Raw genomic sequence first — 17,843 nt, forward strand, 5'->3', positions numbered from 1 at the left:
TAAAAAAATGCTCCCTATTGCTAGGGAGCATTTTGCATATTAGGTATTATCTTTCTGACCAAGATGGGATTGGGTGTACCAACTCAGCTGATGCCCATTTTGTTGGAGCAACAACTTTGTTTTCACACTTACTACCATCATCGTTACATGATACTTGGAAAAGTACCATTGGCTTAGATACGTTTTGACCACCTGCAGCAAATTTTATGTTTCCATAAAAAGTTTGCATATCAGTTGCAGCTAAAGCATCTCTAACTTTTTTAGTATCAAATGATTGTGCTCTTTCGAACGCATCTTTGAAAACTAATAAGGCAGCAGAAGATTCAGCAGCTTGGTATGGTGGTGCATATCCAAAAGCTTTAGTAAAGTCAGCGTCATATTTCATGCCACCACCAAAGAACTTATCTTTGTATGATAGAGATTTATGCCACTGCGAAGCACAAAGTGCATACTCTGAAGCTTTACCATGTTGCTTAGATAATTTAGCAGCATCACAGTGAGTCATTGCTAACATTTTCACATCAACTTTCATCTCTGAGATTTGTCTAACAGCTGTTAAAGCACCTTTGGTATGACCTGAAACTACAAGAACATCTGGATTTGTAGCTTTAACTTTAGATAAAGTGGCAGCCATATCGTTAAGCTCTTTTGGTAACTTGTCATCTATAATGATTTTTGATCCAGTTCTTTCAGCAGCTTCAACAATACCCAATCTCACATCTTGTGAGAAAGCATCTTGTTCAAATGCCATTGCAATCTTAACTGGTTTTCCACCATTTTTTTCAACTGCAAGATCAATTGCTACATCAAGATATAAGTTCGCTGGAGCAAGTACTGCAAATAAATATTTGTAGCCTTTAGTGAATAACGATCTAGATGCACCGTTTGCTTCAACCATAGGAACTTGATATTTTTCAGTTACAGGAGCCATAGCTTTTGTAAGTCCTGAGCTATAAGGCCCAAGCATAAACTGAACACCATCTTGTTGGATTAATCTTTCTGCAAGTTGTGCTGCTCTTCCAGAGTTTGATTCATCATCGTAATAAATAATGTCAAACTTGTAAGTTTTTCCACCAACTTTAACACCACCCATGCTGTTAATTCTCTCAACTGCTAAGTTATAGCCATTTTGAGTATGAACACCATTAGATGAATATTTTCCAGTTAATGAAACAGCTGCACCTAAAATAATTTTATCCCCAACAACCTTTGCGAAAGATATAGTTGAAGCTGAAATTAAAAGAGCAATTGCAGAAACTAACGTAATTAGTATATTTCTGATTTTCATTTTTATTTTCCTCTATTAGTTTTAAATTTAAAAAATTAATTAAACTCCTAAACTAAAAGACAAACAAGAGAGTAATAAAGATTGCGACTTAATACTTTTGAATAAAAGCAATGATTAGCGCAATTAATATTAATACACACGCTGAAATTGTATTTATTACTTTTGGATTTGCTTTTATCCAAACAATTAATTTTCTAGCAAGTATCGCGTAAGCAATCAGAGATAAAAAATCTAAAACTACATATGTTGTGATCAAAATTATAAATTGAACAATATAATTAGAATTAAAATCAATAAACTGTGGAAAGATTAATGGAAAGAACATCCAAGCTTTAGGACTTGTTCCTGCAACTAAAAAACCATCTTTAAAAAAAGAAAAAAAACTTTTTGAGGTAGTATTATTTGTATTTATATCTTTTGGCTTTGAATTATAAATATCATAAGCAAGATAAAGTAAATAAGCTATTCCTGCCCACTTAAACATATTTAAAAAATTTGGATTATCGACAAAAAAAGATCCTAGTACAAAAATTACTAAAGTTGCTTGAATAATATTTGCTGTTACATCTCCAAGTGCTGTCCAAATACATTTTTGAACTCCATAATTCATAGAATATGAAATGATCACAATTCTTGGAGTACCTGGGGTGATAAATAGAAATAAAATTATCTGTAAAAAAAGGAAATAATTTAAAGGGAGCATTATAAGGTCTGAGGATAGTCCAAAAAAACCGGGAGCTAAAGATGGCTAAGATGGACTATCTAAATTTGAAGATACCATGGCCTTAAATAAAATGCATTAATCAATTTTTTTAAATATAATGAAAATAAAGGATTTATGAAAAAAAAAGGTCACACCCCCATAACTAGGGTTAAAAATCCAGAACCCCATATATCAGATCCTGACTGGATCATCTGGGCTGCTTGGGCAGATCGTATCACATTTGAGGAAATTGAGAAAAAGACTGGAAAGACAGAAGGTGAAGTAATTAAGATTATGAGACGATCTATAAAGCCAGTTTCTTTTAGATTGTGGAGAAAAAGAGTTAACCAAAAAAGTATTAAACATAAAAAGAAGTTTGAGTATTCTAGAAAAGAAATAACTAGTAAAATTAAAAAGAATGATTATTTATAAGTCATGAAATCAGTAACAATTTATACAGGTCCACTCTGTAATTTTTGTGATGCAGCAAAAAGATTATTAACTAGAAACAATATTGAATATAAAGAAATCAACATTGCAACAGTTGATGGTGCAATGGATGAGATGATTACAAAGGCTAATGGTAAAAGAACTATTCCACAAATTTTCTTTGATGATCAACATATTGGTGGCTACGATGAAACTAGAGCTCTTGAAAAAGAAAATAAATTACTAGAACTTTTAAAGTAAATTAATTTTTAGGCTTAAAAGTTAGACAAACTCCGTTATTACAATATCTTTTTCCAGTTGGTTTTGGTCCGTCTTCAAAGATATGACCATGATGGCCACCACATTTTTTGCAATGATATTCCACTCTCTCGTAACCTAATAAAGTATCTGTTTTAGTTTCAAAAGCATCAGGTAATGATTGATAAAATGAAGGCCAACCTGAACCACTTTCATATTTAGCGTTTGAGTTAAATAATTTTACATCACAATTTGTACAGTGATAGCTACCTTCTCTCTTCTCATGATTTAATTCACTAGTACCTGGTGCTTCAGTTCCATCTTCAAATAAAACTAATTTTTGTTCAGCAGTAAGATCTTTGTTAATTTTTTTAGTCATATTTAAATTAATTTAGCACATGATTGGTGTAATAAAGAGTGTAATTCAACTAATTTATTAAAATCTTTATTATATCCTCCACCTAAAACACCACAGATTGGTATTCTTTTAGAGGAAAAATTTTCTATTACCAATTCATCTCTTTTTTTTATTCCTTCATCAGAAATTTTTAATTTACCCAATCGATCATTAAAATGAATATCAACACCGGCTATATAAAAAACAAAGTCAAAATTTTCATTATTTAATTCATTAAGATAAAATTTAAGTGTTTTAATATAAGAATCATCCTCAAGGTTATCTTGAAGCTCGATGTCTAGATCACTAATAGATTTTTTAGCAGGATAATTAGTTTTTGAATGCATACTAAAAGTAAAAACATGCTTATTATCTTTAAAAATTTCTGAGTTTCCATTTCCTTGATGAACATCTAAATCAACAATTAATATTCTATTAGCTAATCCTCTATCTAATAAATAATGTGCAGCAACTGCTACGTCGTTAAAAACACAATAACCAGCTCCCCCATCATAATTTGCATGATGACTTCCACCTGCTGTGTTACATGCAATTCCATAATTTAATGCAAGTTTTGATGCTAAAACAGTTCCACCTGTTGCAACTAAAGATCTTTGGACTACACTGTCAACTAATGGAAAACCAATTTTTTTAATTGCATTTTCATCTAAAGTTTTATTTTTTATATCATTGATATAATTTTTTGAATGGGCTCGATTTAATGTTTCAAAAGAACAGGCAAGTGGATTATAAAAGTTTTTTACAATCTTTTGATCAATTAAGTATTTTGCAAGTTCACCAAATTTATTAATCGGAAACTTGTGATCATCACCAATTTTTGCAACATAATCTTTATGATTGACTACTGGAAGCTCCATTATTTTTCAATAATACGAATTGGCTTACCATTTACACAGGCCTCAAGACCTTCAATCATCTGGGTATAAAACACACTATAATTTTCTGCAGTTACATAACCAATGTGTGGCATCAACAGTACATTTGGTAAAAATCTTAGTTTGTTTCCTTCTGGTAAAGGTTCTTTTTCATAAACATCAAGGCCTGCTCCAGCAATAACATTAGTTGATAATGCTATAATTAAATCATCCTCATTAATAATTGATCCTCTAGAGGTATTAATTAAAAAAGCAGTTTTCTTCATTGAGTCTAGCTCTTTTAGTTTTATTAATTCTTTATATCTTTCTCCTCCCTGAACATGAATTGATATAAAATCTGAGTTTTGAAATAAATCTTCTTTACTACACGGAAGGACATCCAACTCTTTACAAGTGTCTAAGTTTAAGTTTTCACTCCAAGCCATAACTTCCATACCAAATGCTTTACCAATTTTAGCAACTTGAGAGCCAACTCTTCCAAGTCCAACTAAACCTAAAATTTTCCCTTTAAGTTCAAGGCCAATAGTTGACTGCCAGTAGCCTTGATACATGTTATCAATTTCTTCTTTAAAATTTCTAGCTAATCCTAAAATTAAGCCCCAAGTTAATTCTGTTGTACCAGCAAAATCAATTTCTGTTCCACATACTATAACTCTTCTTTTTTTAGCAGCGGCTAAGTCTATAGCTTTATTTCTTGAGCCACTTGTTATGATATATTTAAGATCATTTAAATTATCGATTAAATTTTTAGTAATTGGGGTTCGTTCTCTCATTATTAATAAAGCCTCAAAATCTGTTAATTGCTCTATAGCATTTGCTTCATCTTCAAAGGGTTCACTAAATATTTTAAACTCATATTTTCCAGATAGTTTTTTTAAATCAACAAACTCGTGAGATACATTTTGATAATCATCTAAGATGGCAACTTTAAGCATTTTTAGTTTTTTTGTTTGATAAAAATAAACCTAATACTATTAAAACTGAACCAATGAAATGAAAAAAATAAAATTTTTCATCAAAAAAAATCATTGCTAGAATTGTGCTAAATAAAGGAATTAAAGATAAAAAAATACCCGCTCTATTAGCACCGATTATAGAAACAGCCCCTGCCCAACAATAATAAGAGCCAATGCTAGGAAATAAAGCAAGATAAATTAAAATGTAACCAAGATTAATATCAAAGTTTATAATTTGACCCCGTGATACTTCAAATAAAAATTGAGGCAATATAAATAATAAACCAAACGTACATAGAATATGAACTAAAGTAAGAAGTGGTAAAGTAAATTTTTTTTTCTTTAAAAAAGATGAATAAAGACCCCAGGTAATAACTCCCCCTATCATTATAATATCACCTTTGTTAAAATTTAGTGAAAGTAAAATATTTAAGTCAAGTTTGGTAATAATTGATAAAATTCCAATTACTGAAAGAATTAAACCCATGATTTGAAACCTATTAGTTTTTTCAATTTTAAATAGAAAGCACAATAAAATTATCATTGCTGGAATAGCAGTATTAAAAAGTGAAGCATTAATTACTTGTGTATAAACAAGAGCAAGATATGTGAATGAATTAAACAAACCAACACTCGTTAAAGCTAAGAAAAATAATAATGGTAAATTTTCTAAAATTACATCTTTGTACTTTAATATCTCTTTATAAGTAAAGGGTATCAATATTAACCAAACAAGAGACCATCGGAAAAATACTAAAGACATTGGAGGAATATTTTCAACAAAAGCAGCTTTCCCTACTATAAAATTACCGGCCCAAAATAATGTTGCTAAAACCAACATCAAATAAGCTTTAAAATTTTGAGTCACTTAACTAAATCTAAGAGAGCTATATGGCTTTAAATCTAAATTTGTATTTTCTTCAGCAATCATTCCTGAGATTATTTTCCCTGAAATTGGTCCTAAAGTCCATCCTAAATGGTGATGACCAAAACAATAAAAAACATTTTTATATTTTTTTGAAGGCCCTATTACAGGCAAATAATCTGGTAGTGTTGGTCTAAAGCCAAGCCACTCATCTTCATGTTCTGGTAAATCACCCATTATATATTTTGCATTATTAACTAAATTCTTAATTCTTGCTTTAGATAATGGATTATCTAACCCACCAAACTCAACAGTTCCTACCACTCTAAGTCCTTGTTCCATTGGGGTTATGCCAAACCCTCTATTTTGAAAAATTACAGGTCTACTTAAAAGATGATCACAATCTTTAAAATGAATATGGTACCCTCTTTCAGTATCAAGGGGTATTCTTTCGCCTAAATTATCTGTTAGTTTTTTTGAAAAAGATCCACAAGCAATAATAACTTTATCAAAAAGAAAACTTTGTGATTCAGTTTTTAAAATTGGTTTTTCATCATCAAGTCTAATATCATTAATATTCATTTTTAGAAATTTTCCACCTTTTTTTAAAAAAAGATCATAAAGTTTTAAAAGAATTTTTTTTGGATTTCTAGCATGTCTACCATGTTGATAATAAACACCACCATGATAAATGGGTTTAATATTTGGTTCTAGATCATGAATTTCTTTTGGGGTTACTATTTGTTGATCCACACCAAGTTCATTTCTTACATTTATCTCTAAGTCTCTACTTTTTAAACTTTGATCATTCCAAATATATAAAATACCTTTTTTTTCAACCAATCCACCGATATCTATTTCATCAAATAATTCATCATATGTAGACAATGCTAAATCTAAAATTTGATGCATATTTTTAGCAGTGTGCATCATTCTTTTAGTTGTGCAGTTCCTAATAAATTTTAAAAACCAAGGAATCATTTTTGGAACATAGTTCCATTTAAGAGCAAGTGGGCCTGTTGAGCTAAAAAGCATAGCAGGCACATCTGTTAAAACATCTGGTCTATTTATTGGAACAGATGCATAAGGAGAAAAATGACCTGCATTACCGTAAGATGCAGCAGGACTACCTGGCTCATCTTTGTCAAAAATTGTTACACTAAAACCTTTTTTTTGTAAAAATAATGCGTTAGAAATACCCTGAATACCAGCACCAATAATTCCAATTTTTAATTTCTTATTCATAACTATTTATATAATTTATAAATTTAAATATTCTCGCGACAAATTCGACAAATAAACATCTAAATTATTTATGCTATAAGTTGTTTGTGGTTAATTTTTGCACTCATAACAATTGCAAATCCAATCATAGTAGCAAGCATTGAAGATCCACCATATGACATAATAGGTAGTGGAGAGCCAACAATAGGCAATAGACCCAAAACCATAGACATATTTACTGTAATATAAATAAAAATTGCAGTCCCATAACCATAACAAAAAAGTTTAGCAAAATAACTTCTTGAAATTGAGCCAATTTTTAACACTCTATAAATAACGACTGTATAAATTAATAATAAACCTATTGATCCTAGAAAACCATGTTCTTCAGCAAATAGAGTAAAGATAAAATCTGTATGTTTTTCTGGTAAAAATTCTAAATAACTTTGAGTGCCTTTTAAAAAGCCTTTGCCACTTAAACCACCAGATCCAACAGCTATTTTAGATTGAATAATTTGATATCCTGCTCCCAAAGGATCTCTATCTGGATTGAGAAACGTTAAAATTCTTAATTTCTGATAAGGCTTCAATAAAGCGATCGCAAAAGGTGTTGATATTAATAAAGCTAAAAAGGAATAAACAAAATATTTAACATTTATTCCTGCAAGCCATACAACGACTAACCCGCTAAGAGCAATCAAAATCGAGGTACCTAAATCAGGTTGACTGATAACAAGCATAATTGGTAAAATTAAAATTATCAAACTAACAAATATAACTTGAAAATTATTAACTTTGTTAAGCTGAATACGATGATAATATTTTGCAAGACAAGCTATTATTGCAACTTTCATTAATTCAGAGGGCTGCATATTAATAAAATATAGATTTATCCACCTTTGAGATCCTGAAGCTTTAATACCATACAAAGAAGCCCAAACTAAAAAAAACAAAACAACTATGTAAAATAAATAAGCAAAATAGTGCCAAAATTTTATATTAAAAAAAGATAAAAAAATCATCATTATAAAAAAAATTATAAATTTTGTTATATGACTTTTGCTATGAAATAAAATTTGTCCACCATCTGTTGAATACATTGAAAAAGCACTAATCAAACCAAGTGCTAAAATACAAAATAATAGAATATAATCAAAATTTTTTACTTTTTGAAAAAAAGATAACTGTGCGTTGAATGAATTTCTTTGCATTTATTTTTAATATTTTTTTAAATACTCACTTTCTCTCTAAGTTCATGTCTGTCTATAATCAATTTAAAAAGTTTTTTAGCGATTGGCGCAGCAACTGAACCACCTGAGCCACCATGTTCTATAACAATACTTAATGCATATCTTGGATTTTTATATGGTCCAAAAGCAATATATAATGCATGATCTCTTTCATTATAAGGAATTTCAAATGTTTTTAAATCAAGCTCTCTATCTAATTTAGTAATCCTTTTAACTTGTGATGTACCTGTTTTTCCAGCAAATTGATATTTAGGATTTTCAATTCTAGAAGAATAAGATGTTCCTCTAACTTCATTAGTTGAAGCAAACATTGCATCACGAACTAATCTTATATGCTCAGCATTTTTAAATAAAGGTTTATATTTTTTTTCATTTGAAAGTCCTAAGAGATCTGTTGCATCCTGTAATCCATTTTTTTTTTTATTTAATTCTTTTCGATTTTCATTTATGATAATTCTAATTTCTTCAGCAGTTTTACTATTTTTTTCAACAATTATTTTTGGATAAATCTTAAATCCACCATTTGCTAGTTGAGCTGTCATTTGACAAAGTTGGAGTGGCGTTGTTTGAGTATAACCTTGCCCTATACCTGTGATTAATGTTTCGCCTATAACCCAGCCTTTTCCTAAATTATTTTTTTTCCATTCTGTGTCTGGAACTAATCCTTTTTTTTCATTATTAAACGTTTCATCTAAAACTTTTTTACCTAATCCAAATTTTATTGCTGTTTTTTTTAAACGATCCACGCCAAGTTTTCTTGCAACTTCATAAAAATATGTATCACAAGACTGTTTCATTGCACTCTTTAGGTTCACTACACCGTGGCCTTTTTTCTTCCAGCAATGATAGGTTTGTCCATACATTTCAATTTTTCCCGAACAACTTACTCTAAAATTTTTATCAATAATTCCATTTTCCAAAGCAGATAAGGCTACTATTGGTTTCAATGTTGAGCCTGGAGAATATAAACCTGATAACGTTTTATTAACTAATGGCTTTAATGGGTTATTTCTAATTAACTGCCAATCATCTTGGTTAATGCCAAAAAGAAATAAATTAGGATCAAATGAAGGTGAGGATTGCATTGCTATAATTTCACCTGTGTAAACATCCATTACGCTTATTGAGCCAGCTACATCATTTAAAAGTTCATTGCATAATTTTTGAATTTCTGTGTCTATTGTAAGTCGTATTGTTTTACCTTCAGTTCCATCTGTATGATCGAGCTGACTAATTCTTTTTCCATGGGCATTAACTTCATATCTTTGAATACCATTTGTACCAATTAACTCATTTTCAAATGTTTTTTCTAGACCAGTTTTTCCTACTTTAAGACCTGGTACATGCTTATTTTTTATTGTTTCATTATTTATAATATCATTTTCGCTAGCTTCACTAACATATCCTAAAACATGGGTATAATTTTCATTAAATGGATAATTGCGTGAAACAGATAGAACTGGTTTTGCACCTACTAAATCGTGTAAAAAATAATTAACCTTTGTAAATTGTTCCCAAGTTAAATTTTTAGAAATAATTAATGTTTCCCATGATTTTTGATTGTTCTTTTGTTTTATTATTTTCCTAAATTGGTTATTACTAATTTTTAATATTTCTTTTAACCTAACCATCAAATATTTAAAGTTCTCTACTTCTTCTGGAATAACATGCAGCTGATAAACTTTTAAATTACCAGCAATAACATTTCCATAATAATCCAAAAACTTACCTCTAATTGGAGGTAATCTCCATTCACGTAGTCTATTTTTATCAGATAAAGTTAAATATTTTTTGTTTTCTGTAATTTGTAATGAAAATAGTCTAACTATTATACCTGTAAATATAATAAATTTAGCAATACCAATAATAAATATTCTTCTGTTAATGATTTGAACTTTTTTTACATTATAATTTTCACCTAACATTATTGTTACCTACAAAATAATTTTCAAAAAAATCAAATAAGTTTGAAAATAAGAAATAAAACAAAAATGTATATGTGATATTTATTATTTGATGAATGTAATCTAATTCATAATTAAAAACTAGATTTAAAGCAAAAAACAATACAGAGTTTATAATTAAAATTGTTATAAGAAAAAACACACTATCTTTAATTAAATTTGGCCTCAATGTAATATTTCGAAGATAAGATGCTGCAACACAAAGTATTAAATACATCAAGCTACTTAAACCAATTGGAGTTCCCGCAACAACATCATTAAATAAGCCTGCTATAAAAATATAAGTATAACCTAAGCTCTCACTTTTTTTCAAGCTGTAGTAAAAAATTAGAATATAAGAAAAATTAAATGAAAAATATTTATAATCTAAATAATTTAAATCATAATCATTTAAAACAGATACAAAAAGTAGAAGTATAGGTGTTTTTGATAATATTTTTTTTATATTATTTTTATTCTTCATCTCCATCATTCAATCTCACTTTTTATGAATGTGGAAACTTTTACAAATTTTAGTTGAGAAAAGTCTGAAAAAAAATCCACTTTTATTTCATCTTTTAAAGAGTTTTTATTTATTGTTCCTACTGGTATTCCTGCTTTAAACAAACCACCAGTGCCTGCAGTATAAACAATAGACCGATTCTTAATATCCACATATTTTTCACTATACTGAATAATTCCATAATCTTGGCCTGTTCCAGACAATATTGATAATACTCCTTTGGGTTCTACTATTACAGGGATCTTACTATTAATATCTGATAATAATAAAATTCTAGATGATAAGTAGTTGACCTCAATAGCTTTTCCTGCAAGATAATCGCCATCCATCGCAACCATTCCAAGTTTAACACCATCTTTACTGCCCTTATTAATAATAACTGATTTTAAAAATGGACTTCCTTTATCACTTAAAACTTTAGTAAGTACTATATCTGACTCTATCAGATAGTCTGCAACTATATTTTTGAGTCTTTCATTTTCTGACATAATAAATTCATTTAATAAATCTTTTGATTGTAATTTTTTTAATTCAGATTTGTTATCTTCATTTTCTTTATAAAGATTAAAATGATTTTGAACCAAAATATAATTATCTCTTACAAACTTTTCAGGTGCAGAAACTATGAAGGATGATCTATATGCTATCTCTTTAATAACTATTTTTACATAGTCTACAGCTTTAAAATTTAAACTTCCTAGAATTAAAAAAATTATAGAAAAAAAAATCAAACTCAATAATGAGAATCTTTGTTGAGTTCCTTTTTTTAAAAAGGCAGATCTAATTGCAATTACAAAATCATCTCTACTGGATTCCATTGTTTTTAATATTCAGATAACATGGTAGAGAAGGTCTCTTCTTGATCTAAAGCTTTTCCAGTACCAATTGCGACACATGCTAATGGATCATCTGCTATAAATACTGGTAGTCCTGTTTCTTTGGAAAATCTTTTATCAATATTTTTCAATAAAGCTCCACCACCAGTTAATGTTAATCCCATATCCACTAAATCAGCCGATAATTCAGGAGGTGTATTTTCTAGTGCGTCTTTAATTCCATTTACCATTTCCTTTAATATATCATTTAAGGCTTCTGCCGTATCTTCTTCTGTAATGTTTACTTCTTTGGGTGTTCCTGATCTTAAATCTCTTCCTTTAACAGCATAAGTATTACTATTTGATGGAATAGCTGTACCAACTTCTTTTTTAATTTTTTCAGCAGTACTATCACCAATCATTAGGTTGTATTCTTTTCTCATATAATTTACGAGTGCTCCATCCATTGCATCTCCAGCAACTCTTAATGATTTAGAATATACCAAACCTCCTAATGACATAACAGCTATCTCAGTAGTACCTCCACCAATATCAACAACCATAGATCCTGTTGCTTCAGAAATTGGTAATCCTGCTCCAATTGCTGCAGCTATTGGCTCTTCAATTAATTGTACTCTTCTGGCACCTGCTGCAAGTGCACTATCTTGAATTGCTTTTCTTTCAACTGGTGTAGACCCGGTTGGAACGCAAATTAAAATTCTTGGGTTTGCAAAAGTTTTATTTTTGTGAACTTTTTTAATAAAATGTTTGATCATTTCCTCTGTCACAATAAAATCTGCAATGACTCCATCTCTTAACGGTCTGATTGCACTAATATTTCCTGGAGTCCTTCCAAGCATAGTTTTTGCCTCATCTCCAACAGCTAAAACAGTTTTTTTCCCCATATTCTCAGCAATAGCAACAACTGATGGTTCATTTAAAACCACACCTTGTCCTTTAAGTACAACGAGTGTATTAGCAGTACCAAGGTCAATCGCCATATCCTGACTCCAAACATTTGTTAAAGTTTTAAACCAATTAGCCATCTTATATACCTTTCACTTTCTGAGTTTCGTGCTCTATTGGAGCAGTTTTTTTTCTTTTAATAATCATCTTATTTAAAGCACTTAAGTAAGCATTGGCTGAAGCTACTAATGTATCTGTATCAGCGGCTTGCCCTACTGTTGTTTTTCCCTCTTCTTCAATTCTAACACTTACTGTTGCTTGAGCATCGGTTCCTTCTGTTACAGCATGAACTTGATATAGTTGCAGCTTTACATCGTGTGGATATAAAACTTTTATACATTTAAAGATTGCATCTACTGGACCATCACCTGTTTCTGAAGTTGATTTAACCTCACCATAAACATCAAGAGTCATTTCTGCTTTTTGAGGCTCACCTGTTCCTGCAAAAACTTTTAATGACTTTAGATTAATTACATACTTATCTAAAACCATACTGTCATCAACTAATGCTGCAATATCATCGTCATAAACATGTTTTTTCTTATCAGCTAAAACTTTAAATTTTCCAAAGGCACTTTGAATTACATCATCAGTTACATCTCTATAACCAAGATCATTTAATTTTTCTTTAAAAGCATGTCTTCCAGAATGTTTTCCCATTACTAATGAAGTTTTTTTAACACCAACGCTTTCTGGTGTCATAATTTCATATGTTTTTCTGTTTTTAAGCATTCCATCTTGGTGAATTCCTGCTTCATGAGCAAATGCATTTTTTCCAACAATTGCTTTATTAAACTGAACTGGGAAAGTTGCATTCGAAACAACTTTAGATGCTTTGCTTAATAATTCTGTTTTAATTCCAGTTGAGTAAGGCATCAAATCATTTCTAGTTCTTATAGCCATTACAATCTCTTCCAAAGCTGCATTACCAGCTCGTTCACCAATTCCATTAATTGTACATTCTACTTGTCTTGCTCCGGCTTGAACACCAGCTAAAGAATTTGCAACAGCTAATCCTAAATCATTATGACAGTGGACAGATAAAGTGGCTTTTTCAATATTAGGAACTTTATTTTTTAATGTTGTGATTATTTTTGTATATTCAGAAGGGGTTGTATAACCAACGGTATCTGGAATATTTATCGTAGTTGCCCCACAATTTATTGCAAGTTCAACAGTTTTACACATATAATCCATATTCGTTCTAGTTCCGTCTTCACATGACCACTCAACATCATCAGTAAAGTTTCTTGCATATGTAACACTTTCCTTAATTGCATCCATAACCTGTTCTGGAGTTTTGTTTAACTTGTGCGTCATGTGCAATGGACTTGTTGAAATAAAAGTATGTATTCTAAATCTTGGAGCAGCTTTTAAAGCTGCATGACACGCATCTATATCTTTTTTACTAGCTCTTGATAGTCCACATGGAATTGAGTTTTTTAAGATTTTACTTATTGCGGTTACAGCTTCAAAGTCACCAGGAGAAGCAATGGGAAATCCAGCTTCAATTATATCAATCCCTAAGTGATCAAAAACTCTTGCAATTTGAATTTTTTCTTCAAGACTCATTGATGCACCTGGTGATTGTTCACCATCACGCATTGTGGTATCGAATATAAAAACTTTATCTTTGTCGCTCATAGTCAATAATTTAAAACTATAATACAATCTATAATAGAGATTGTAAAATATTTAGTCAGCTATCACAAATAATCTGGTCGTTTTAGGTCATTAGACTATTAATTGTAGATAGACTCAATTTTTGGCATTAATCGTAAAAGTTCTTTTGAATATTCATGCTTAGGTTCTAAAAACAATTTCTCTGTATCTGATACTTCACATAATTTTCCATTTCTGAGAACACCAATTCTATCGCACATCTGGCGAACAACCGGCAAATCGTGGCTAATAAATAAAATTGTCAAATTAAGTTGCTCTTGAAGATCTTTTAACAAATTTAATATTTGAGCTTGAATACTTACGTCTAAAGCAGAAGTTGGCTCATCACAAACAAGAAGCCTAGGTTGTGTGGCAAGTGCTCGCGCAATAGATATCCTTTGTCTTTGTCCTCCTGAAAATTCATGAGAATATCTTGTTGATGATTTTTTAGAAAGCTCAACTGACTCAAGTAAATCATTAATATAATTATCTAAATCGTTATTTGTAATTTTTGGATTATGAAGTTTAATTGGTTCTGCAATAATATCTTTTACTTTTAATCTACCATTAAGGGAAGAATAAGGATCTTGAAAAATCATTTGAATTTGTTTTCTAAAATTCATCATTTCACTATTCTTTTTTATCTTTGTTATAGAAATATTATTAAAAAATATTTCTCCGGACGTTGGTTTAAATAAATTAACAATCATTTTAGCTATAGTTGATTTTCCACTGCCACTCTCTCCAACTAACCCAAACGATTCTCCTTCTTTTATATTGAAAGAGACGTCATCAACTGCCATTACTGTATTTTTTGAAGCTTCAGTAAACATACCTTCTTGAAATGTTTTTTTAAGATTTTTTATTTCAACTAAATTTTGATAAGTTAAATTTTTTTTATTCCACCTATCTAAAATTTTAATGTTTGTACCTCTTTCATTATTTCCTTTTTTTTCCATTATCTTAAATCTTGAAATCTTTTTATTTGTTGGAGGTACTGAACTAATAAGACTTTTTGTATAAATTTCTTTTGGATTTGTAAGTATTTCTTTTGTTGGTCCAATCTCTATAAGATCACCATTTTTCATTACTGCAACTCGATCAGCTGTTTCTGAAATCACTCCCATATCGTGTGTAATTAATATTACAGCTAAATTTCTCACTTTAGTTAGAGTTTTAATTAATTCTAGAATCTGTGACTGTATTGAAACATCAAGTGCCGTTGTTGGTTCATCTGCAATTAGTAAGTCTGGTTCACAACATAGCGCCAAAGAAATTACAACTCTCTGTCTCATGCCACCAGAAAATTGATGGGGGTAGTTATCAAATCTATTTTCAGCATCTTTAATGCCAACTTCTTGCAGCAAATTAATTGCTCGATTTTTAGATTCCTTAAAATCAAAATTTAAATGTGTCTGAATAGTTTCAATAAGTTGTTCACCTATAGTTAATAAAGGATTTAATGAAGTTTGGGGGTCTTGAAAAATTAAACCAATTTTTTTTCCTCTATATTTTAGTATATCTTCGACGTTTTCATGAATATTGATCCCATCTAGGATTACTTTTCCTCCAGAAATTTTCCCTGGTTCATCAATAAGATTTATTATTGCGCTTCCTAGTGTGCTTTTCCCAGATCCTGACTCACCTACCAAACCAAGTATCTCTCCTTTTTTTACATCAAAATTAATATTTTTTACTGCATTTACAGTCTCTTTTCTCATTCTGTAATTAACACTTAAATTATCAATTTTTAAAAAGCTCATTAGTTTAACTTTGGATTTAGAGTATCTCTCATCCAGTCTCCTAAAAGGTTAATTGAAAATGCTAAAATAACTAAAAATATTGCAGGGAAAAAAGTTATCCACCATTCTCCAGAAAATAAAAAGTCGTTTCCAATTCTAATTAGAGTTCCTAGAGATGGTGTTGTAGGTGGAACACCTACTCCCAAAAAACTTAAAGTTGACTCTGCAATTATAGCAAGTGCTAGTCCTATTGTTCCTATTACAAGGATGGGTCTTAGTATATTTGGTAAAATATGTTTAAACATTATTTTAATATTTGGAACTCCAATAATTGTTGAGGCCGAAATATAATCTTTATTTTTTTCTACTAACGTTGCTGCTCGTGACACTCTTGCAAACTGTGGCCACTCTGAAATTCCTATTGCAAAAATTAATACATAAATTGCCATTTCATCATGTAGTTCTCTTGAAATAATACCTCTAGCAATGCCATCAACTAGTAAAGCCATTAAAATACTTGGTACTGTTAACTGTACATCGGTTATTCTCATTACTATCATTTCATATTTTCCCCCAAAATATCCAGCCGTTAACCCAAGAGAAACTCCTAAAATTAAACTAAATAGGATGGCTGCAAATCCAACTATTAAAGAAATACGAGATCCATACAATATAGTTGACAACATATCTCTACCTTGACCATCTGTTCCTAATAAAAATTTTGACATACCACCCTCTTCCCAAGAAGGAGGTGTGAATGCTTCCATTAAGTCGAGACTTGATGGGTCAAATGGATTAAATGGTGCAATAAGTTCTACAAAAAATGAACTAAAGAAAATAATTATCAATATTGCAGTCGATATAATCGCTGTGGGAGATTTTATAAAAGCAAAATATATATCGCTGTCTCTAATTTTGTCTATTAATGATAAATTGTGATTATCCATTAGCACTTTCAGATTTCACTCTAATTCTTGGATCAATGAAATAATAAAGAATATCAACAATAAAATTTATCATTACAAATATAAATGCAATAAAAACTAAATAAGCTGACATTATTGGAATATCCACAAATTTAACTGCCTGAATAAAAAGAAATCCCATACCTGGCCATTGAAAAACTGTTTCAGTTATTATTGAAAAAGCTACAAGTGTTCCAATGTTAATTCCTGCTATTGTAATAACGGGTATTAAGCCATTTTTTAATGCATGTTTATACTGAATTTTTTTTTCACTAATTCCTCTAGCTCTTGCAAATTTTATATAATCTGTTTGTAATATTTCCATCATCTCTGCTCGAACAAGTCTTATAATGTAGGTCATTTGAAAAAGGCTTAATGTAACTGATGGTAAAATTATTGCTTTAAGTCCTGAGATAGTTAAAAGCCCAGTAGTCCAAAAACCAATACTAACTACTTCTCCTCTTCCAAAAGAGGGTAAGACTCCTAAGATTACTGCAAAAAGATATATAAACAAAATTCCTATTACAAAAGTAGGTAAAGAAACTCCGAGCAACGAGACAGCCAAAATAATATCACTTACGAAACTTTTTCGATTTATTCCCGTATAAACCCCCAATAAAGTCCCAAATATAAGTGCAATAAGTGAAGAAATAAAAACTAACTCTAGTGTTGCTGGTAACCTTTCTGATATTAGTTCAGAAACTGGTCTTCTCAATTGATAAGAAATCCCAAAATTTCCTTTTGATGCATTCTTTACAAATCTAGTAAATTGAACTGGTATGGGATCATTTAATCCTATTGCTTCTCTAATTTCTGCTCTTTCAAGATCTGATGTTTCTTCTCCAACCATATTATTTACAGGGTCACCTACAAAGGTGAAAAGAGAGAATGATACAAAAGCCACAACCAACATAACCAATATTGATTGAAACAATCTTTTAAAAAAATACTTTATCAAAAT

General features: G+C 30.1%; 18 protein-coding genes. 2 read left to right on the forward strand and 16 right to left on the reverse strand.

The window, feature by feature from the left end; all coding sequences use genetic code 11:
• Nucleotides 1-46 precede the first annotated feature (46 nt).
• Together ABXT56_RS05020 and ABXT56_RS05025 are read right to left on the reverse strand one after the other, a co-directional pair.
• On the reverse strand, nucleotides 47-1,288 hold the full coding sequence (locus tag ABXT56_RS05020; RefSeq protein ID WP_415299620.1) for an amino acid ABC transporter substrate-binding protein: 1,242 nt from the start codon (nucleotides 1,286-1,288) through the stop codon (nucleotides 47-49).
• An 88-nt stretch (nucleotides 1,289-1,376) separates the two neighbouring features.
• A complete protein-coding gene (locus ABXT56_RS05025) occupies nucleotides 1,377-1,991 on the reverse strand; it encodes a LysE family translocator (RefSeq protein WP_415299621.1) in 615 nt (204 codons plus the stop codon).
• A gap of 135 nt (nucleotides 1,992-2,126) precedes the next feature.
• On the opposite strand from ABXT56_RS05025, the gene ABXT56_RS05030 reads away from it, so the two are divergent.
• Nucleotides 2,127-2,423, forward strand: a complete 297-nt coding sequence (locus ABXT56_RS05030; RefSeq protein WP_168607274.1) for a TIGR03643 family protein — start codon at nucleotides 2,127-2,129, stop codon at nucleotides 2,421-2,423.
• 3 nt (nucleotides 2,424-2,426) lie between these two features.
• Complete coding sequence (gene grxC, locus ABXT56_RS05035) at nucleotides 2,427-2,681, forward strand: glutaredoxin 3 (RefSeq protein WP_415299622.1); 255 nt, start codon at nucleotides 2,427-2,429, stop codon at nucleotides 2,679-2,681.
• A gap of 1 nt (nucleotide 2,682) precedes the next feature.
• Here the strand turns inward: grxC and msrB are convergent, their stop codons facing one another.
• The 14 genes from msrB to ABXT56_RS05105 form a co-directional block, all read right to left on the reverse strand.
• The gene (gene msrB / locus ABXT56_RS05040; protein ID WP_415299623.1) at nucleotides 2,683-3,057 is read right to left on the reverse strand and encodes a peptide-methionine (R)-S-oxide reductase MsrB; all 375 of its coding nucleotides are present in this window, start codon (nucleotides 3,055-3,057) and stop codon (nucleotides 2,683-2,685) included.
• Between the two features lie 2 nt (nucleotides 3,058-3,059).
• Nucleotides 3,060-3,953, reverse strand: a complete 894-nt coding sequence (locus ABXT56_RS05045) for a histone deacetylase (RefSeq protein ID WP_415299624.1) — start codon at nucleotides 3,951-3,953, stop codon at nucleotides 3,060-3,062.
• Nucleotides 3,953-4,906, reverse strand: a complete 954-nt coding sequence (locus tag ABXT56_RS05050) for a D-2-hydroxyacid dehydrogenase family protein (protein WP_415299625.1) — start codon at nucleotides 4,904-4,906, stop codon at nucleotides 3,953-3,955. Before ABXT56_RS05050 ends, ABXT56_RS05045 begins: the two co-directional genes overlap by 1 nt.
• Nucleotides 4,899-5,768 carry a DMT family transporter gene (locus ABXT56_RS05055; protein ID WP_415299626.1) on the reverse strand — a complete coding sequence of 290 codons (870 nt, stop codon included), beginning with the start codon at nucleotides 5,766-5,768 and terminating at the stop codon, nucleotides 4,899-4,901. The genes ABXT56_RS05050 and ABXT56_RS05055 overlap by 8 nt, the downstream gene beginning before the upstream one ends.
• 27 nt (nucleotides 5,769-5,795) lie before the next feature.
• Nucleotides 5,796-7,037 carry an NAD(P)/FAD-dependent oxidoreductase gene (locus tag ABXT56_RS05060; RefSeq protein ID WP_415299627.1) on the reverse strand — a complete coding sequence of 414 codons (1,242 nt, stop codon included), beginning with the start codon at nucleotides 7,035-7,037 and terminating at the stop codon, nucleotides 5,796-5,798.
• A gap of 68 nt (nucleotides 7,038-7,105) precedes the next feature.
• Nucleotides 7,106-8,227: a rod shape-determining protein RodA gene (gene rodA / locus ABXT56_RS05065; RefSeq protein WP_415299628.1), complete on the reverse strand. Its 1,122-nt coding sequence runs from the start codon at nucleotides 8,225-8,227 to the stop codon at nucleotides 7,106-7,108.
• 17 nt (nucleotides 8,228-8,244) lie between these two features.
• On the reverse strand, nucleotides 8,245-10,191 hold the full coding sequence (mrdA, locus tag ABXT56_RS05070) for a penicillin-binding protein 2 (protein ID WP_415299629.1): 1,947 nt from the start codon (nucleotides 10,189-10,191) through the stop codon (nucleotides 8,245-8,247).
• Nucleotides 10,181-10,693 carry a rod shape-determining protein MreD gene (gene mreD, locus ABXT56_RS05075; protein WP_415299630.1) on the reverse strand — a complete coding sequence of 171 codons (513 nt, stop codon included), beginning with the start codon at nucleotides 10,691-10,693 and terminating at the stop codon, nucleotides 10,181-10,183. The genes mrdA and mreD overlap by 11 nt, the downstream gene beginning before the upstream one ends.
• A 5-nt stretch (nucleotides 10,694-10,698) precedes the next feature.
• Nucleotides 10,699-11,550, reverse strand: a complete 852-nt coding sequence (mreC, locus tag ABXT56_RS05080) for a rod shape-determining protein MreC (RefSeq protein WP_415299631.1) — start codon at nucleotides 11,548-11,550, stop codon at nucleotides 10,699-10,701.
• Nucleotides 11,551-11,555: 5 nt separating this feature from the next.
• Complete coding sequence (locus tag ABXT56_RS05085) at nucleotides 11,556-12,593, reverse strand: rod shape-determining protein (protein WP_415299632.1); 1,038 nt, start codon at nucleotides 12,591-12,593, stop codon at nucleotides 11,556-11,558.
• 1 nt (nucleotide 12,594) lies between these two features.
• Nucleotides 12,595-14,157 carry a 2-isopropylmalate synthase gene (locus ABXT56_RS05090; RefSeq protein ID WP_415299633.1) on the reverse strand — a complete coding sequence of 521 codons (1,563 nt, stop codon included), beginning with the start codon at nucleotides 14,155-14,157 and terminating at the stop codon, nucleotides 12,595-12,597.
• Nucleotides 14,158-14,255: 98 nt separating this feature from the next.
• The gene (locus tag ABXT56_RS05095) at nucleotides 14,256-15,938 is read right to left on the reverse strand and encodes a dipeptide ABC transporter ATP-binding protein (RefSeq protein ID WP_415299634.1); all 1,683 of its coding nucleotides are present in this window, start codon (nucleotides 15,936-15,938) and stop codon (nucleotides 14,256-14,258) included.
• On the reverse strand, nucleotides 15,938-16,864 hold the full coding sequence (locus ABXT56_RS05100) for an ABC transporter permease (protein WP_415299635.1): 927 nt from the start codon (nucleotides 16,862-16,864) through the stop codon (nucleotides 15,938-15,940). Before ABXT56_RS05100 ends, ABXT56_RS05095 begins: the two co-directional genes overlap by 1 nt.
• The gene (locus tag ABXT56_RS05105; protein WP_415299636.1) at nucleotides 16,857-17,840 is read right to left on the reverse strand and encodes an ABC transporter permease; all 984 of its coding nucleotides are present in this window, start codon (nucleotides 17,838-17,840) and stop codon (nucleotides 16,857-16,859) included. Before ABXT56_RS05105 ends, ABXT56_RS05100 begins: the two co-directional genes overlap by 8 nt.
• Nucleotides 17,841-17,843: the final 3 nt, after the last annotated feature.

Source organism: Candidatus Pelagibacter sp. Uisw_134_02, assembly GCF_047720265.1.
Classification (GTDB): domain Bacteria; phylum Pseudomonadota; class Alphaproteobacteria; order Pelagibacterales; family Pelagibacteraceae; genus Pelagibacter.